The organism is Rhizobium etli CFN 42, from assembly GCF_000092045.1.
Taxonomy (GTDB): Bacteria; Pseudomonadota; Alphaproteobacteria; order Rhizobiales; family Rhizobiaceae; genus Rhizobium; species Rhizobium etli.
Genome location: NC_007762.1, coordinates 26,456 through 43,404, shown reverse-complemented (window position 1 = coordinate 43,404; position 16,949 = coordinate 26,456). Strand labels below are relative to the sequence as shown.

General features: G+C 58.6%; 13 protein-coding genes and 7 pseudogenes. 5 read left to right on the top strand and 15 right to left on the bottom strand.

Going from position 1 to position 16,949, the window contains the following annotated elements; genetic code table 11:
* Positions 1-27: 27 nt before the first annotated feature.
* The 6 genes and pseudogenes from RHE_RS21295 to repA form a co-directional block, all read right to left on the bottom strand.
* Positions 28-2,112 (bottom strand): recombinase family protein, encoded by a 2,085-nt coding sequence (locus RHE_RS21295; RefSeq protein ID WP_011427342.1) that lies wholly within the window; start codon positions 2,110-2,112, stop codon positions 28-30.
* On the bottom strand, positions 2,112-2,651 hold the full coding sequence (locus RHE_RS34425) for a hypothetical protein (RefSeq protein ID WP_011427341.1): 540 nt from the start codon (positions 2,649-2,651) through the stop codon (positions 2,112-2,114). Before RHE_RS34425 ends, RHE_RS21295 begins: the two co-directional genes overlap by 1 nt.
* Positions 2,652-2,753: 102 nt before the next feature.
* Positions 2,754-3,160 (bottom strand): annotated as a pseudogene (gene tnpA / locus RHE_RS21280) (IS66-like element accessory protein TnpA).
* A gap of 533 nt (positions 3,161-3,693) precedes the next feature.
* Complete coding sequence (repC, locus tag RHE_RS21275; RefSeq protein ID WP_011427339.1) at positions 3,694-4,956, bottom strand: plasmid replication protein RepC; 1,263 nt, start codon at positions 4,954-4,956, stop codon at positions 3,694-3,696.
* Between the two features lie 611 nt (positions 4,957-5,567).
* Positions 5,568-6,239: a plasmid partitioning protein RepB gene (gene repB, locus RHE_RS34415; protein WP_225882624.1), complete on the bottom strand. Its 672-nt coding sequence runs from the start codon at positions 6,237-6,239 to the stop codon at positions 5,568-5,570.
* Complete coding sequence (gene repA, locus RHE_RS21265) at positions 6,236-7,444, bottom strand: plasmid partitioning protein RepA (RefSeq protein WP_011427337.1); 1,209 nt, start codon at positions 7,442-7,444, stop codon at positions 6,236-6,238. The genes repB and repA overlap by 4 nt, the downstream gene beginning before the upstream one ends.
* Before the next feature lie 167 nt (positions 7,445-7,611).
* On the opposite strand from repA, the gene RHE_RS35000 reads away from it, so the two are divergent.
* The 5 genes and pseudogenes from RHE_RS35000 (at position 7,612) to RHE_RS34990 (ending at position 9,765) form a co-directional block, all read left to right on the top strand.
* A complete protein-coding gene (locus tag RHE_RS35000; RefSeq protein WP_011427336.1) occupies positions 7,612-8,013 on the top strand; it encodes an acyl-homoserine-lactone synthase in 402 nt (133 codons plus the stop codon).
* A 13-nt stretch (positions 8,014-8,026) separates the two neighbouring features.
* Positions 8,027-8,245, top strand: a complete 219-nt coding sequence (locus RHE_RS34995; RefSeq protein ID WP_063503098.1) for an acyl-homoserine-lactone synthase — start codon at positions 8,027-8,029, stop codon at positions 8,243-8,245.
* A pseudogene (locus tag RHE_RS21255) lies at positions 8,203-8,439 on the top strand (hypothetical protein); the annotation flags it as partial. The gene RHE_RS34995 and the pseudogene RHE_RS21255, both read left to right, overlap by 43 nt.
* Positions 8,440-8,569: 130 nt before the next feature.
* Positions 8,570-9,382 (top strand): Ulp1 family isopeptidase, encoded by an 813-nt coding sequence (locus RHE_RS31280; protein ID WP_011427334.1) that lies wholly within the window; start codon positions 8,570-8,572, stop codon positions 9,380-9,382.
* Positions 9,383-9,459: 77 nt separating this feature from the next.
* Positions 9,460-9,765: an FAD-dependent oxidoreductase gene (locus tag RHE_RS34990; RefSeq protein WP_011427333.1), complete on the top strand. Its 306-nt coding sequence runs from the start codon at positions 9,460-9,462 to the stop codon at positions 9,763-9,765.
* Positions 9,766-10,037: 272 nt separating this feature from the next.
* Here the strand turns inward: RHE_RS34990 and RHE_RS35120 are convergent, their stop codons facing one another.
* From RHE_RS35120 to RHE_RS21215, 9 genes and pseudogenes are all read right to left on the bottom strand, one after another.
* A complete protein-coding gene (locus RHE_RS35120; protein WP_406550282.1) occupies positions 10,038-10,190 on the bottom strand; it encodes a hypothetical protein in 153 nt (50 codons plus the stop codon).
* Between the two features lie 26 nt (positions 10,191-10,216).
* Positions 10,217-10,708 (bottom strand): hypothetical protein, encoded by a 492-nt coding sequence (locus RHE_RS35115; RefSeq protein WP_406550283.1) that lies wholly within the window; start codon positions 10,706-10,708, stop codon positions 10,217-10,219.
* Between the two features lie 71 nt (positions 10,709-10,779).
* Positions 10,780-11,028, bottom strand: a pseudogene (locus RHE_RS35110) (glycerol-3-phosphate dehydrogenase); the annotation flags it as partial.
* Between the two features lie 109 nt (positions 11,029-11,137).
* Positions 11,138-13,186, bottom strand: a complete 2,049-nt coding sequence (locus RHE_RS21235; protein ID WP_011427331.1) for a bifunctional aldolase/short-chain dehydrogenase — start codon at positions 13,184-13,186, stop codon at positions 11,138-11,140.
* A 73-nt stretch (positions 13,187-13,259) separates the two neighbouring features.
* Positions 13,260-14,319, bottom strand: a pseudogene (locus RHE_RS21230) (ABC transporter ATP-binding protein).
* A gap of 59 nt (positions 14,320-14,378) precedes the next feature.
* A complete protein-coding gene (locus tag RHE_RS21225) occupies positions 14,379-15,104 on the bottom strand; it encodes an SDR family oxidoreductase (RefSeq protein WP_086005040.1) in 726 nt (241 codons plus the stop codon).
* Positions 15,105-15,181: 77 nt separating this feature from the next.
* Positions 15,182-15,676: pseudogene (locus tag RHE_RS31925) on the bottom strand (extracellular solute-binding protein); the annotation flags it as partial.
* Between the two features lie 155 nt (positions 15,677-15,831).
* A pseudogene (locus tag RHE_RS34410) lies at positions 15,832-16,141 on the bottom strand (carbohydrate ABC transporter permease); the annotation flags it as partial.
* Positions 16,142-16,947, bottom strand: a pseudogene (locus tag RHE_RS21215) (HAD-IIB family hydrolase).
* Between the last annotated feature and the right edge of the window lie 2 nt (positions 16,948-16,949).

Below are 16,949 nucleotides of genomic sequence, written 5' to 3'. Positions count from 1 at the left end.
CAGTGCGCTTCATAATGCATCCCTCCATCAAATTCCGGGCAACCGGGCGACTTTATCGTATTGATAATCTTCATAAAACTTGGGGCGTCGATCGACGACACCCTGCACCCCTGGACGGCTTCCGAGGTTAACGCATCTACCGGAACCATCCACGGCGAGCCAGGAAGGATTTGCGTTGCAGGAAGAATTCCTCTGCACCAGGCTTTTGGCCGATCCCACGCAAATACCGAGTTTCTCCGCCGCTTTCATCAAGCTGATCATCGGTATCTCCACTTTGGTGGCATCATATTCGGGAATTCCCAGACGCTCGCGCATGTCACGAACACGCACGGCCGTCCAGCTCTCGCCATTACCTGTCTTGCAAAGCATCCGATTGAGGGAGACCGCGAGTTCCCGATCTGGCCAATGTCCGCCCAGTTTGCGCAGTGCTTCGACGGCCGATGGTGCGAGCTCAGCAGGATATCTTCCGGTCTTGACGCGCGCCACACGCACCTCTGTGTGCCGACCTCCGGTCCAATGGATCAACAGCACCGCCTCGTTGGTCGCATCGTCGAGATCGCAAATAATCTCCTGAACCAGGATGTGAATGAGCCGCTGCTTTGTTCTCGTCTCAGTGGAGGGCGCATTCCAGACGGTCGGGAGATCCTGGGCAAGCTGCAGGAGTCGGCCACGATCGATGACGGGGCGCGCTGCTGACAGCGCGGACAGGTCCTTGATCTTGCGCTCAAGCACGCCCACTCGCTCCAGGGCATCATTCCATCGGGCCTCCAGTTCGCGTGCAACATGCCGCTTGGCCGGGTCCACAAGCTCATACCTGCGACTGGCCAACAGCGCTTCGTAGCGTGAGCCTTCGAGATCCCGCTCGAGTGCCGCAATGCCATCTCTTCGGGACCGCTCGACTTGATCCGAGGCGAAGATTGCCGCTTCGACGGCACGATAAGACACCGCTTCCAGAATCTGGACCGCAACGGCGCGATCGACCCTGACGCCGCCAATGCCGATACAAAGGCCGACACCCACGTGTGCATCGTCGCCGCGGCACTGATAGCGATGCGCGTTGCCCTTCGCGCTGCCGTAGAAGACGCGCATCATTCGGCCACAGCGACCGCATCGCATCAGCCCGGTCAAAAGGGCACGGCCGCCACGCGCTGACTTGCGATCGCAGTTCTTCTTCATGTGCGCGTTCTCGGCCAGGAGCTTGTGGTTCTCCTCGTATTCCCGCCAACTGATGTAACCTTGATGATTGTCGCGCAGCAACACGCTCCATTCATCCCGGGGTTTGCGCACCCCGGTGGCTTTGCGAGCGCGACCATCGATGATCCGCGTTCGCTGTGCGCGTCTTCCGAAGGCATAGGCGCCTGCATAGAGTGGGTTGTGGAGGATCTGCATGACGCTGTGGTACGCTGGCGCTTTCCAGACGAGCTTGCAGACGTCCACATTGCGCAGAACGACCGGCATCTTGATATCGGCCGACCGCAGCCACAAAAAGACCTGTCGTCCACTTCCCAGCTCCCGGAATTTGGCAAAGACAAGCCTGATCGTCTCAGCCACATGTTCGTCCGGGTCGATCTCGATCTTGCCCACTTCGCTCCAGCACAAGCCCGGCGGCAACATGAACCGCAGTTCCCCGCGTCCAGCCTTGGAACCGCGTGCTGCGATGCCGCGCTGACGCATCAAGCTAAGCTCATACTCCGACATCGTGCCTTTCAATCCAAGCAGCAGACGATCGTTGACGAGCCGCGGGTCATAGGCACCATCCGGATCAATGACCAGCGTACCGGCAAGGGCGCAAAGGTCGATCAGATGATGCCAGTCCCTGCCATTGCGCGCCAGGCGGGATGCCTCGATGCAATAGACCGCTCCCACATCGCCGGAGCAAACCTGTGCCACAAGCCGTTCGAATCCAGGCCGTTCCATGCTGCCTGAGCCGGAGCGGCCGAGATCGTCATCGATTACGGTCACCGATGCAAAGCCGGTCGTTGCGGCAGCTCCAGCCAGATCATACTGCCGGCGCTGACTTTCCAGATTGCCGGTGACCTGAGTCATTGTGGACTGGCGGACATAGACCACAGCGGCGCGGCCAAGATGGTCAGGCGTGATCTTCGTGTTCATCAACGCCTCCCGTCTTCGTCATTCTGTTCGCGTCCAAAGCTTCCAGCAGAAGATCCGCCAGCGCTTCCTCCAACCCTTTGACGTTCTTGACCGCCGGAACCTGTAGATTTTGGCGCTCCAACTGCAGAACGAGTTGGTCGCGATTTTGATGTCGCCTGCTTCGCATCATCCTTCTCCTTCTCCTTCTTCCTCGAAGGACGGTATTTTGCTCCTATTGCGTGAGTCGCGCCGAACGATGCCAGCGCCGCTGCCAATTCGTTGAGACCGGCAATGCTGATCTCAGGCAGCCCTAGCGCCATGGTAGTGCAATAGCTTTGATCGAACATCCAATTCGGCAACTCGCGGCACAGATCTGGACGCTCATCCGTGTAGATGCAGGTTAAACTTTTGCCACGCCTGAACGGTGAGACCTGCACTTTCCTCCCGAACAGCGGGTGCCAAGGATAGGCAATCGTCGAATAACGGGAAACGTATGCAGAATGTCGGTAGTTGTCCGCGCTTGCCCCTGAAGCAGAACAGATGACCGCCCAGCGGGTCATGTTTCAGCACCTCCTGCACCCGCAGCGCCAAGGACGGGAACCCGCACCGCATATCCGTATGGCCCGTCGCCAGCCACACCCGAACGCCTGTCGGGATCGGGATCATCGCAACGTCTCCAGCCCGCGCAGGATGCGCAGCAGCACAGCGACGTCTACGTCACGGTCGACGATCACGCGCCGGCCGTTCGCGCTCAGCACCTCCATACGACCACCACCCGCGACCGGCTTCGATGCAGCCGGCACGGGCGCAGGGGCGTCCGGCGTGATCAACGCCGGCACGAAGCCCTCAATCCGAATGCTGCCCAGATTGCCGGTCTGCACCAACTGACGCCAGCGATACAGTTGCGAGCGGGAAACCCCATGCTTCGCCGCCGTCGCGGAAACCTGGCGACGATGGCCAGAAAACGCATCTTCAGCTTCGCTTCGGCGGTAAAACGCCGCCGACGCCCCATGTCGATGATTTCAAGCCGGCTCACCGCTGTCCGAAAACTGTCCATATGCCTGTCCATAGCCACAAAACGACAGATTCATCCTACGCGCTCAAGGCGGCGCTCCTCGGACGCTTACGTACCAGTCATCGGACATATCAGTTTCTCCTTTCTGTCTCTGACGAAAGGAGACCGCACCGTAGCCGCGAGGGGCCAGGGATCGCGGAACGCGACCGCCAGCGGCGGCAAGCGGGGGAACCGATTTTTCTGAGAAGCGCAGCGGCGGAAAAATTGGGGGAGACCGCGTCGTCCTTGACGCCGGAGTGCGACCTGAAGTCGCATGAATCTCTGTTTCGAGAGGAGAAACGTGATCTTCACCACGTGTTGGTAATACGACAACTTGCAAGATAATAGCAGATGGTGTGATCGATCGATCCGGGACACAGGATACTCTGGGCATCCCTTTGGACCCTCAAGGCCGACTTGATGTCTGGGCCTGTGTTGCGGAAACCATCTTGGCCAGCGTTCATGTGCGAACGCAACAACAGGCCGCACATATGGACGCAAGCGATCAGTTGTTGGGCCGGCCGGACAGGTAACAGCTGTTACTCCTCTCATGAACTTTCATACCTGCTGTCTGCCAGTCCGAAAAGGCTCCGCTCCAGGTTCAGCCTTCCGACGATCGCTCGATCTATCATGGCCCGGAAATAGCCCCCCGGCCTGGAAATCTGCTCCGGATCTCGAATTGACTTTTCAAGCACGGTCGCTAAGATCGCCGCTGCCGCGTACTGGCCCACTTTCTTCTGACCATCTGCCCAACCTGCTTCGGACAACCCTATCATCCTGCGCAGCGTTTCGCCTGACCGGCCGATCGCATACCAACTTTCGAACTCTTGGCCTATCATTGATTGAGCACCGGGGCACGCCGCGCGAATGAGCCCAACTGACACAGAGCCCAAAACCTCCCCTTGGATCGTGGAAGAGTCGCGGCCATCGCAACTTCCGTTGTCTTGCTTAACCCCCTCCGCTTCGCGAGACTTTCTTTTAAAAGCCATTTCGACCGCGGAGCGGTCGTTCTTGCTAATTTGTTCCCGCTCTGTAGAGCGGGCCCGCAATTTTCTACTTTCAGATTCTGATTCATGGGTTGTATTGATATTAGCGCTGTCATCAATGTCACCCTCGCATGACAAACGGAACGGAATGTCCTCCGGCGCCAATGCAGCCAACGCCTGTTCGTGAAGCGAACTTATACGATTTGCGCGTTCAACCAACCCGCCCCCACCCGCCAGTATGGACTCGAGCTCGGATCTTTCAGTCGTCATCTGCGAGGGATTGGACAGGCAGAGATCTTCAATCGCACGCGACAGGCGGCTGATGTCGCGTTTGGCAGCGAGTTCGGCGTTCAATTGCTGATGGTACTGGATCACCGCCTGCTTAAGTTCGCCAGCCCTTACACGGGATGGTGTGAAGTCAATTCCAAAGCCAGCCGTCACTTCGCCTTTATCGTTGCGATATACAAAGCGCCGACCTGTCGAACTGTCCCGGTAGGCTGCAACACCCGCCTCTACGAGCCGTCGGATGCATCGCATTACGGTGCGCTGCGAGCGCAGCGTATACTCAGCGAGTTTCGCATTAGATATGGCCACGATTGGACGCCCAGAGCCTTTCCAGTCATCGGCCTGGGAAAGACCGAGAAGGATATCCATTACATGATACGTCGTGCCATCTATGCCCAAAACTGGAGCAGCCTTCTTCAGGAGCAAAGCCATTTCCGATTTTGTCGTATCTGGTATGTCGTTTGCCATTGCAAGACGTGCACTTGCGGCAATTCCAGGAGTCACGCGTCGGAACGACGCCACTGACAAAGCTTCAGTCATAGCTATCCTGCTGCGGATCTCTCGATCGCAGTCCCAATAATGCGATTTTTCAGGAAGCCGCCGGAAGCTAAGCGCAAAAAAACCGTCCCTGACAGTTACAGCGACTTGATTAACACCCTTATCCGTCTTAGAATTAGCCCGCTAGAGCTGACGTTGACGGTGCCGAGATGCTCCGTTGGCCGTGATTGAAGGGTCTGTCGATTGCAGTCGATAGGCCCTTTTTCCATTTCTCGTTTCTAGATCATTCCAGAACCCTTCCCTTGTCGTCTTTGAACTCCTGAAAGAGATCGGGTAGCCGTTGCAGCAGCCAGTCCGAAAGCCCCGGAAGTCGATCGTCAGGAATTGAAAAGCGAGTCGAATTATCGGTACGCCTCGTTACTATGACGATGCCATCGTCCAAGGCGACTCTACAATATCCGGTTTGCTTTTTGCAGAAAGATCAAACGCTTCCATGATGAGCGCGAACCGCTGGTCGCTTCGGCACTGAGCCCATGCTGGAGACGCAGTCAGCTCCGCCAAGATTTCCCTTTGCCGGGCGTTCAGGATTCGATTGTGGACGCGAGCGCCCAGCTTTTCCGATTTTGGACGTCCAACCGACGGCGCCGGGCCGATCACCGGATGAGTCCCTCAGGTATCAGGGCCGCGGTATTTGTAAGAATCGATATCGAGGCGAGGCGCTGGCCCTCTTTACGTCCAAGCGCGTTCGATATTAATTCCCGCGAGTACTTCCGCTCCTTCAGATTAAAGGCAAACAGGGCCTGCTCGATGAAGGATAGATTGAGTCGTTCCGAGTTCTCAATACCCCGTGAGATAACAAGCTCCTCGTCGCTTAGCTCGCGTACGATCGCCTTGACGGGGCGTTTAAGTATCTGGCAAGCGCGAAGACGCCGGTGGCCATATGCAGCCTGGTATTGACCTGGCCTCCCAGCCAAGGGACGCACGAGGATCGGAAGTTTCTGCCCGGCCTCTCTAATCCCTTCGACAAACGCTTGAAACGTACCATCGCCCTCTATATCCAAGCGGTCGCTGATAAACGACGGGGCGACTCGATCGGGATCGAGTTCGATAACCGATTCACACGAAAGCAACTGATCATGAAGGCGCCTGTTCTCATCTTCGATCGAGACGAAGGCACGATCCATTGATTTTACAGCCACCGAACCGACTCGCCGCTTTTCCTGCTCGGCGCGTGAGGGTGCCGATTGCTTAGCAAGGACCTCCGTATCGACCTGAGCAAACAGGCTCTTCATTCGCTGGTTTCGCTCTTTGGGATTGACCATCATCTACCCCACACGTTTTTGATATGATGGAAAATCTCGCGATTGACCGAATCCACCGACTCGAGTGCGCGACTAAGCGTATCGCGTCCGACACCCCTTGACAATTCATAAAGACTCTTGTTTTCAAGCCCGGCACTTGCAATCGCAGTAGTCTCGGCAACAGCCGGAGCCAAAACATCCTCTTTAAACAGGGAGCGTAACAAAGTGACGACGTTAACTTGAGGACCGTCGTTGGGGTTGTGTCGCGTGATCACATAGCGGATGAAATCGTGGCTGAGTGTACCGCCGCGTTTCTCGATCACGCCCATGAGATCACTCATCATAGCTAGAAACTGATTCATACTGGCAACGTCAATCATTGCTGGATGAATTGTGATAAGCAGCGCGGTGGCAGCACAGAGGGCGCCGAGCGTAAGGTAACCGAGCTGGGGAGGGGCATCGACAAGGACTATATCGTAGTCCGCCTCAACTTCGCTGATGACCGTCAAAAGCCTGCGAAAAAAGATCTCGTCTCCTCGCCCATAGCCATCCGCGATAGCATGCGGAGTTTCGTGTTCGTACTCCATCAACTCGAGGTTTGCCGGGATCAAATCGATTCCTGCGAAATAGGTTCGTCTGATTACCTCGTGAACAGACCTGCGACGATCATCGTAACGAATCGCGGCATAGACAGTTTCGTTTTCATCAACGTCGAACTCGGGCTGGTATCCGAACATTGCCGACAATGATGCTTGCGGGTCTAGATCAATTGCAAGCACCCGAAGCCCCCGGATTGCCAGATAGTGCGCCAGATGCACGGTTGTGGTAGTTTTAGCCGAGCCGCCCTTGAAGTTTGCGACGGCAACAACCTGTAGCTTGTCACCCGCCCGGCGTCGGGGCAAGAACACCAGTGCTTCGTTTGGACGCTTTTGGGCGAGATGCTCACGTATCTGATTTACCTGGTGAAGCGTATAGATCCGCCGGCCGTTGTCCTGTCGGTCGGGGATAGCGCTCTCACCGTCAAGCGACATCTGGCGTAGCGTGGATTCCGCAATGCCGAGTAGCGCAGCAACCTCGCGCGACGTAAAAGTTTTAAGGGATTTTGCAGCCTCAGGCTCATAAAGTCGTTCGCGAATTGACTGGAGTTGCGAAGACAACAACTGTGACTGTCGCCTGATCTTCATCGCCGACGATTCAGCTTGTTGGATCTGCTGCTGGTTTGTTATCATTTTTCCTCACGACGGTTTTTTCGCGATCGTCAGTGATTTTCCGTCGATAAGCAGTTACCCGATTCCCAGATTGCGTCAAACCATACTTCGTTAACCAACGGTTACGAACCAGCGGGTAAAACCTCTGCCACCCAAGGGCAGACCTCCTATAAATACAGAGACTTAGGATGCTATCCTCCAAGCAGTGTCGCCAATTGTTTTACTATGAATCCTACAACCGTAACGCATCTCTAAGTGCGATCGAAACGCAATTCCAGCACACGCCGATCGCTTTCACCATTCTTCACGACCGAATCTGCCTTGTAAGATTTACAACTAGCGGCCGACTCCGATTTGTGCCGACTTCAACGACGACGGCGAAATTCATGCAGGTGTTCGCGCTCAGTAAACCGCGGAATGTCCACAAAACTCAGCTCCTTCACCAACACCACCAGCTACGCGCTCGCGTCTTCTCGGAGCGGCTAGGCTGGGAGGTCAAGGTTGTAGACGGCCAAGCATCCGGCTTCGAGACTCTAGACCCAACCTACATCGTTGCCGCTTCCAACAACGGCTACCGGAGGACAGGCTGAACGCACACCGGCGATGGTCAAGAGCTCCCGCTTCTGCGTTGATACGACCCTTGAAGAGCGCAGGCGATCGGGTTCAGTACATGAGATAACGCTGACCAGGTTTGCGGGCATCATCGAGTGGTGCCTCGCAAATGGTTATGCCGAGGTCAAGACCGGGCTCACGAGGCCGACGAAGCTGACCGAGCAACAGGCCATCAACCAAGCCAAAGGCTTGGTGCGTATTCCGATGTGATGGAGTATCATGAAATTCCGTCGCTGACCGCGGCCGAGATCAAGAACATCGGCGAACGCGTTGCTGGCGCGACGAACCAGTTCATCAGCCGAGCAAACCCGATGCTCTCCGCAGCCTTGCCAACAGGGGAGCGAAGCCAAATCGTCCTACCGCCGGCAGCGGCCGACGGTGGCGCCATCTCGATCCGCAAGCAAACGCCGTCCAGCCGATGCGGCGCTTGGCGGCCTTGAATACAGTACCTCAGCGGAGGCGCAGAGGTCATCGCAAGCAAGCCCCAAGGACGTTCCCGATTTAGCCGAATCCGATTTGGCGGATGTCAGTGAGTTGTCGCCCATCGACACCAGGAGGGCTGCTTTTGGAACGGGGAACCGGCAGATCAGGCTTGAAGATCAAGTCAGGGCAGGTCCTGTCACTTCCTACGCGCAACAGGCGGGGTACCAATCAGTCACCCACACGGTTTTTGATGCCGAACATATTGGTGACAACCGGCTAGTCGGGAGCGCGCCAATCCCTCCTTTGCTCGAAGACGAGCATATCGCGGCCGATTTTGCACTGCTTGGCGAGGCGCTGCGCAGGGCCAGTCCCGACATCGCCGCCCGGACACGGTTGGTGGCGCCTGCGGTGGCCCATTTCTTGCGCATGGCTCGGAACCCGGCCGACGCGGCCGCCGCTTTCCACGACATCATCGATGGCGGCAGAGCCAACTTCGGGAGCGGCACGGCCAGCTTCGTGTTCCTTCCGGTCAACAATGCTGGGACTGGCGCGGGGGGCACCCACTGGTCGCTTTTGTTTGTCGATCTGCGCGGGCGCCAGCCGGTCGCCTATCATTACGACTCCTTGGGCACCCTGAACAGCGCCATTGCAAAGGGGCTGGCAGCACGTCTGGGGGCCCGCTTGGATGGAGTGCGGATGGCCCAGCAGGACAACAGCTACGATTGCGGGGTATTTGTCGTGGACGCCACCAGGGCGCTGGCCGCGCGATTGGCTGATGGAGAACGGCCCGGGAGCCAGCCGCTGCACCTCGACACCCTCGTCGCCGACCGGCAGGCTTTACTGGACCGCCTCACGGCCCCAAGTAACGCACGAGTGGAAGTGGCGTCTTCCTCGAGAAGCAGAGAACGCTTTAGGGAGCGATAAGCTTCAGGGCGCCCGCATTAATAGGCCCACCGAACGGCTAGCCCGGCGAAAAATCGGAGGCGCGCGCGAAAGCCCTCGTGAATGCTGCCGGTCCCTGGGTTGCCAATGTCATCTCCGATGTCGTTGGTCTGAAGACGAATGATCGTATCCGGCTGGTTCAGGGCAGCCATATCGTCGTCAACAGGCTTTATGATCACGACCGCTGCTACATTTTCCAGAATCCGGACGGTCGCATCTTCTTCGCCATTCCTTATGAAGACGACTTTACGCTCGTGGGCACGACCGATCGTGATTACGATGCTGCTCCCGAGAACGTCGCGGCTTCGTCGGAAGAAATCGATTATCTCGTGCAGGCAGTTTCTTCCTATTTGGCAAGGATGTGAAACGCGCCGAATGTGGTCTGGAGCTATTCGGTCGTACAGGCGCTTAAACAACGGCGCGGCCAACGCCCAGGAGACCACGCGCGACAATTTGCCGCAGCTTGATGGCGGTCCGGGGAAGGCCCCGCTTCTCTCGGTCCTTGGCGGCAAGATAACGACCTATCGGGTGCTTGCTGAAGATGCACTGGGAAAGCTTGCATCGCTCTTTCCCGGTTGGGCGAAGGGCGCCGCACCCTGACGATCGTCACCGCAGCACTCAGTTCAAGGCGACCGAGCTACTGCGTGCAGAGCTTGCTAAAATCAAAGACCATTCTCGCGTCTCCCTGCACGGCATTGGTGATGGCGGTCGCCAATGGAAATTCGTTTTCCGCATTGTCGATTTGATGCAGCAGGGAGAGAACAACGCCAGCCGTGTCGATGCCTTCCACCGTTTCACCCGCAAGCTCACCGGATTTTATTTCGGAAACCGAGTGCCCCAGCCCCCGTGACCGAGCCTACTGTTGCGTCCGCCGCCGACCGTGACATGCAAGTCGCCGAGACCGGCAAGATCAAAGGCTGTGGCGCGGTGCCCGCCGATACGCTCGCAAAGCGAGGCCATTTCCAGCATTGCCTGATTGAACACACCAGCGGTGGGGTTTTTGGATTGCCCGTCCGGTCGCGTCGGGTCCGGATAGCGTGTCTGCATGGCGCTTACACCGATGGCAAAGAAGTTTTTCAAGGCCGCGCAGGCCTCCACGCCTGTCACGTCGTCGGTGATCGCAAGACGATAATAAGGCGTGCGCATCAGTTCCACCGCTCGCTCCGTCGCCTCGCGGTCACGGCCAGAATAAACGCTGAGGGTCGGAAAGCGGTTGGACAGCTCTTTCGCGATACAGGGACCGCCGATGCCAATGAAAGCCGACATCCTCTCGATGCGGCGCGGCAGGGTCTCGGCATAGGTGACCACGCGGCCGCCATCTCGGTCCAGCCCTTGGTCACGAAGGCGATGGGTATTTCCGATACGAGCAGCCCGTTCAGCCGATCCGCGACCCACTCGATACCGGGGTTGGACACGCCGACGACAACGAGATCGGCAGCCTCCACATGCGCTGGCGTCAGTTCCCCACCGGCAATGACTTGCACGGCATCGAAAAGGGGTGCGTCCAGCTCGGGATGGATGCCACCCCACTGTTTGAGCCGGTCGATGATGGCAGCATCGAGCGGTGTTCCCGCAAGCAGGACGGTGTGCCCGTTATCGGTCGCGGGAACGGCGAGGGCCGAACCCATGACGCCTGCGCCCAGGATGAGGATGGTTGCTATGCCCGATGTCCTTCCAATGCCATATGATGATGGCGGCGATGACCGGCACGCCGCCTACGAAAAAGCCGTTTGCGCGTTATCGCATCATCGCGGCGACGTTTCCGCCGTCCACGGTGATAACTGCCCCTGTCGAGGCGCGCGCCTTGGCGAGATGCAGGAAGGCGGCGGCCACGTCTGCGGCGGTCACCTCCCGCTTCAGCATGTTGCCGCGCATGTATTCCTCCGGGGGCAGGCCGCGCGCCTTGGAGCGATCCTCCACCATCTGGTCGGTCATCAGGCCGGTACGAATGCGGTCGGCATTGACCGCATTCGACGTGATGCCGGATGCACCGTGTTCAACCGCATATTGCCGCATTAGCGCCATCAGCGCTGCTTTGGACGTGCCATAGGGACCGAAATCAGCACCCGGATTGACCGCCTGTTTCGAGACATTGAAGACCAAGGCACCGCCGGTTCCCTGCTTTTCCATGATGCGAACGGCAGCCCGGGCGACATAGTGATGGCCCCAGAAATTCAGCTCAAACGCCATGCGGAACGTGGCCTCGTCGACGGAGAGAAGCTTGCCCTGAAAAGCCGCTCCGGCATTGGAAATCAGGATGTCGACGCCGCCGTAATGACGGGCAACCTCCGCCACGGCGCGATCTACTGCATCGGGGTTGGTCACATCGCAGACGACGGGCAGCGCACCTAGACGTTTCGCGGCGACCTTCAGCGGCTCTTCCGAGATGTCGAACAGCGCGACATCGGCGCCCTCCGCCTTTAACGCTTCGGCGACCGACAGACCGAGGCCGCTTGCCGCACCCGTTACGATCGCTACCTGCCGTGTCAAGGGCTTTTCCTGGACCTTGATAAGCTTGACCTGTTCAAGCGACCAATACTCGATATCGAAGAGATCGGCTTCCGAAAGGGCCTCGAAGGCATCGATCCCCTCGGCATTGCTGATGACCTCGATTGTTGCCTCCGCGACATCGGCAGCCACTATCGCATTCTTGTGCGCCGCGCCGGCGGCAAAGAGGCCCAGTCCAGCAACATAGAAGACACGCGGCTTCGGATCGAGCATTCGCTTGATCCCGCCCGCGCGAAGATTGTTGCGGGCGAAGTAATCCTTGTAGTCGGCCTCATAGCTGGAAACCGCTTCCTGCACCGTGGCAGCCCACTCCTCAAGCTTGTCTTTCCGGGGCGCCGGGAGCGCCACGCCAAAGCGCTTGATGTGAATGACGTGTTCCGGGGTCGCATTGCCACGGCGCACGAGGCTTTCCACCTTGTCCGAATTGCAGAAATCGAGGATTCGTTCGCTTGAGCGGTGTTCCAACACGAAGCGTCTGGGTTCGCCGTCCTGGCCCGTGTCGACCGCCAGCGCACCACGCAGGATCGGGGCAATATCGGCAGTATCGGCCAGTCCTCCCGGTACGCTGACGCTCTGGAACGGCTTCGCCCTCCCCTTGGCGATACGTTTTTTTGCCTGATCTATCTTCGCGATCATATCCTCATAGGAAGTGCGCGGATCTTCCGACCATGTGAAGATGCCATGTTTTAAGAGGATCATGCCATCGCCCTTGGGATTGGCGCGGTAGGCAGCATCGCAGACCTTGGCGAGATCGAAGCCTGGCATGACATAGGGAACGATAATCGAGTCCGGGAAGAGCTCGCGGATGATGTCTTCGCCATGGGGCTGGTTGGTCAGGGATACGATGGCGTTCGCATGGGTGTGGTCTATGTGCTTGAACGGGAGCAGGGCATGCAGGATCGCCTCGACGGAGGGATTGGGGGCAGAGGGATCGATCAGCAATCGTCTTTGTAGCATCACCATGTCGTCATCGGAGAGCGTTTCGAAGCCGACCATGGCGCGCAACGGCTCAAGACGCACTGCCGGCAACCCCTGGGGTTCGATCGTGCCCATGTCCCAGCCGCTGCCCTTGACGCCGAGCACCTCGACCTCGGATCCATCCATTTCGGTCAGAACGGTTTTGACGGAGGTGTTGCCGCCGCCATGCAGAACCAGTTCCGGGTCGCAGCCGAGCAACCGGGTCGTGTAGGTGCGGATGGCGAGGTCACGGTTGATACCTTTGGCGACGTATCCATCGACCACCGAGGCAAATTCGGATACCGACCAGCGCGATTTCATAAAAGTTCCTTTCCTGACCGCCCGGCGGGTCCGGCACGGCGCGATAAACCTGTGATTGGAAGAGCCCGCGAACCTAGATGCGCGCCTCGGTAGCAGTATCGAAAACGTGAACTTTGGACGTGGGCACGGTGAAGCGGACGTCGCTTCCGGGCGCGAGCCGCGCGGCCTTGTCAACCACCGCGACGAACCGGCCATCCGGCCCTTCGCAGAACAACTGCGCGTCATGCCCCAGACGCTCCAGCAGGATCGATTTAGCCGCAAGCGGTCCGGCGGGATCGACCTGGAGATCGGTCGGGCGCAATCCGATCACGACCGACTGCCCCGGCTTTTCCCGCGTGGACGCATCCAGCGGCACCCGTCCGGTCGCCGTGTCGACGGCGGGAACGCCATCGGCCACGACGACCGTTCCGGGGAGGAAGTTGATGGCCGAGGAGCCGATGAAATCCGCGACATATTTGCTTTCCGGCCTGTCATAGACGTCGTCGTTAGAACCTATCTGCTTGATCTTGCCGGCACGCATAACGACGATCTTGCCCGCCATTGTCATGGCCTCGACCTGCTCGTGGGTCACGTAGATGGTGGTGGTTTTCAACCGGTTGTGCAGCTGACGGATTTCGGTACGGATATGCGCGCGCAGCTTCGCATCGAGGTTCGAAAGAGGTTCGTCGAAGAGAAACACCGCTGCCTCACGCACCATGGCGCGGCCCATGGCGACACGCTGGCGCTGACCACCGGAAAGCTCCTTCGGGTAGCGGCCGAGATAATCCGTCAGCTTCAACGTCGCCGCGGCCCACTCGACACGCCTCTTGATGTCCGCGGCGGGCACTTTGGCGACTTCGAGAGAGAAGGCGATATTGTCGTAGACCTTCATCGTCGGGTAAAGCGTTCTGGAACACCATCGCGATCGAGCGGTCGCGCGGGTGCACGTCATTCACGCGCTTGCCATCAATCAGCAAGTCGCCTTCCGTGACGGTCTCGAGGCCCGCCGTCATGCGCAGCAAAGTCGTCTTGCCACAGCCCGACGGCCCGAGCAGAACAACGAACTCATGGCCTTCAATCTTGAACGAGATGTCTCGCATGATCGTAAAGGCGCCGAAGTACTTTCCGATGCGCTGATATACCACGGTCGCCATGGGGGTGTTAACTCCGTTTGCGCAGCCTGCCCCTGATGGAGGAGGGTGGCCGCCACGTTTCAATACTTCTGCCGGGTTGGCGTGATGACGATTTCCTGGACGATGGCGCGCTGCGGCTTCTGGTAGGCGTCGAGGATCAGTTCCGCCACGATATCCGCCGAAATACCGCCGCCGATCTCGGCCTTGTTCGCCTTGTAGTTGGCAAGCGTCGTCTCGTCGCGCACGCTGTCCAGCACCTCCGTATCGATAATGCCCGGTGAGATGACGATGACGCGGACATTATGCGGCGACAGATATTCGCGCAGGCTTTCCGAGACGGCATGGACAAAGAACTTGGTGCCACAATAGACGGTATGATCGGGATAAACCTTCCGCCCGGCGATCGAGCTCATCATCATCAGCGTCCCGTGCTTGCGCTCGATCATGCCGTTCATAACCGCATGGACGCTGTTCATCACGCCCTTGGTGTTTATGTCGATCATTTCGTCCCATTCTTCAGGCGGCTGACGGGCGATATCTCCGAGCCGGGCGATGCCGGCGTTGGCAAACATCATGTCCACCGGTCCATGCTGGGTCTCGGCGGCTTTGACAGCTTCAACCAGCGCTTCGCGGTCGCGCACATCGGCCTGCTTCAGCACCGCGTTGGGCAGGGAGAGCTTCTGCAGCCGGTCCAGCCTGCGGGCAATCAGCAGCAACGGGTGGCCGGCCGCGGAAAACGCCCGGGCCACGGCCTCGCCAATGCCGGAACTCGCACCGGTAATTGCGATCAAAGGTTTGTCCACCACATTCTCCATCCTCTTTCTCCAGCGAAGTGTCTGAGGAAGGGGCATCGCGGTTGCGCCGCCGCTTCCCACTTCTGTCATCAGCCCTTCATAACGGTCTCTATCTGCGTGGCGATGTCATCCATCGCTTCCTTCTGCGAGCCATAGCTGCCGGCGAAATACTTGCCGAGGCTCACAGGGATGGTGTCGGACGAAATCTGCGCCCATTCCGGGAGACCCGGTTCCGATCCCATATATTTGGCGATCGTTTCCCGCACGACCGGCAGATGCCGCGTCGTGCCGGCGCCGACGCGGGCGTTGCCCTTGACGCGCGGGTCGTCATAGACGGATGCGCGTGTGGGGCCTGTTCCACCGCCAAGCGTAGTGATGAGAGCCTGTCTATCGGCGCAGGTCGCCCATTGCATGAACAGCCATGCGGCGTCCGGACTCTTCGAATATTTGGAGACTGCGAGCAAAGAGCCGCCCTGGTGGCCAGCACCCGGGATTTCACCATAACCGCACTCTTCCGGCTTGTGCAGCGCGATCGGTTGCGGCGGAATGACGGCTTCGCAAAGCCCGGAAACCGTGGTCTGGGAGCGACCGTGGACGAAACGATCCGTCACCAGGGCGAGATAGGATTTTCTGTCATGTTCATTCATGCTTTCTTCCTTCTCCATATCCGGGACCGGGCTTGGGCCGAATTTCTCGTTTGCCGGGAGCAGGCCTCCTCCAGGCCCATTCCCTTCTTTTTCTATTGTTTGAGCGACCCCATGGCGAGGCCGCGAACCAGGTGGCGCTGCACCAGCAGAATGACGATAAAGGCGGAACGATAGCGGCTGCGCCAAGCGCTGCCATGCGGTACCGATGGAGGTCACGAAGGTCGAAGACACGACCGGAACCGTTTTGAGGCCCGTCTGCGTCAGCGTCAGCACGAACAGGAATTCCGTCCACGAAAAGATGAAGCAGAGAACCGCGCTGGCGGCGATGCCGCCCTTGGCCATCGCATAACGATGCGCCGATGATGCCGGCACCGATGATCGCGATATCGTAAACCGAGCCGCTCATGCCGCCTGTCCCCGTGCTTCTAGGATGCGGTTCACCACCGCGACGAATCCATAGCCTCCCTTCCTGGCCGCGACATAGGTCGGCTCGCTATCGAGGTTCCTCGAAAATCCAGAACATTGGCGACGCCGCAGGCGTTTGGAAAGAAACCGAACATGGGAGCGTCGTTGGGGCTGTCCCCGACAAAGACGATACGATCCTTCTCGGCATCGATATCCATGCCGAGAATATCGGCCGCAAACCGGCGGCTCGTGGTCAGCTTGTTATAGGCGCCATACCAGCCGTTGACATGGATCGAAGAGATTTTTGCGACGGCTCCCTCTTTCTCGAAAATATGCTTGATACGATCGACATCGGTGTTGGCAAGCGGCTGGATATCCTCGCAGACATCAATGGCGAGGTCGGCCTCACGGTAAAGTTGATCAGCAGAAATTGCAGCGCCGGGAACTTCCGACAGAATTCGGTCACCGACCCGCGCCAGCCGTTGGCGATCGGCGGTGCGTTGTGTTTCGCCGATCGCAAAACTGCGGCGCATACGACGTGCTTCCTCGTCATAGGCGAAATAGAAAGCGCCGTTTTCGCCGACCACGCCGACGACAGGCCACATGCGGGCGATCATGTCACACCAACCCGCCGGCCGGCCGGTAATTGGGGCAACGGCGATGCCGGCCGCACTCAGCCGCTCGAGCGCATCATAGGCGACAGCAGGCAGCCGCCCCTCATTAGTCAACGTGTCGTCGATGTCAGCAAAAAGCACGCGAACCGCGCCAGCGACATCTTTCGGCATCTCGGCAACCGGGCGCATGG

Bases quoted from the DNA above. Each gene is read 5' to 3' on its own strand.
- RHE_RS21295 (WP_011427342.1), bottom strand. From the start codon at position 2,112: ATGAACACGAAGATCACGCCTGACCATCTTGGCCGCGCCGCTGTGGTC.
- RHE_RS34425 (WP_011427341.1), bottom strand. From the start codon at position 2,651: ATGACCCGCTGGGCGGTCATCTGTTCTGCTTCAGGGGCAAGCGCGGAC.
- repC (WP_011427339.1), bottom strand. From the start codon at position 4,956: ATGACTGAAGCTTTGTCAGTGGCGTCGTTCCGACGCGTGACTCCTGGA.
- repB (WP_225882624.1), bottom strand. From the start codon at position 6,239: ATGATGGTCAATCCCAAAGAGCGAAACCAGCGAATGAAGAGCCTGTTT.
- repA (WP_011427337.1), bottom strand. From the start codon at position 7,444: ATGATAACAAACCAGCAGCAGATCCAACAAGCTGAATCGTCGGCGATG.
- RHE_RS35000 (WP_011427336.1), top strand. From the start codon at position 7,612: ATGCTATCCTCCAAGCAGTGTCGCCAATTGTTTTACTATGAATCCTAC.
- RHE_RS34995 (WP_063503098.1), top strand. From the start codon at position 8,027: ATGGTCAAGAGCTCCCGCTTCTGCGTTGATACGACCCTTGAAGAGCGC.
- RHE_RS21235 (WP_011427331.1), bottom strand. From the start codon at position 13,186: ATGAAATCGCGCTGGTCGGTATCCGAATTTGCCTCGGTGGTCGATGGA.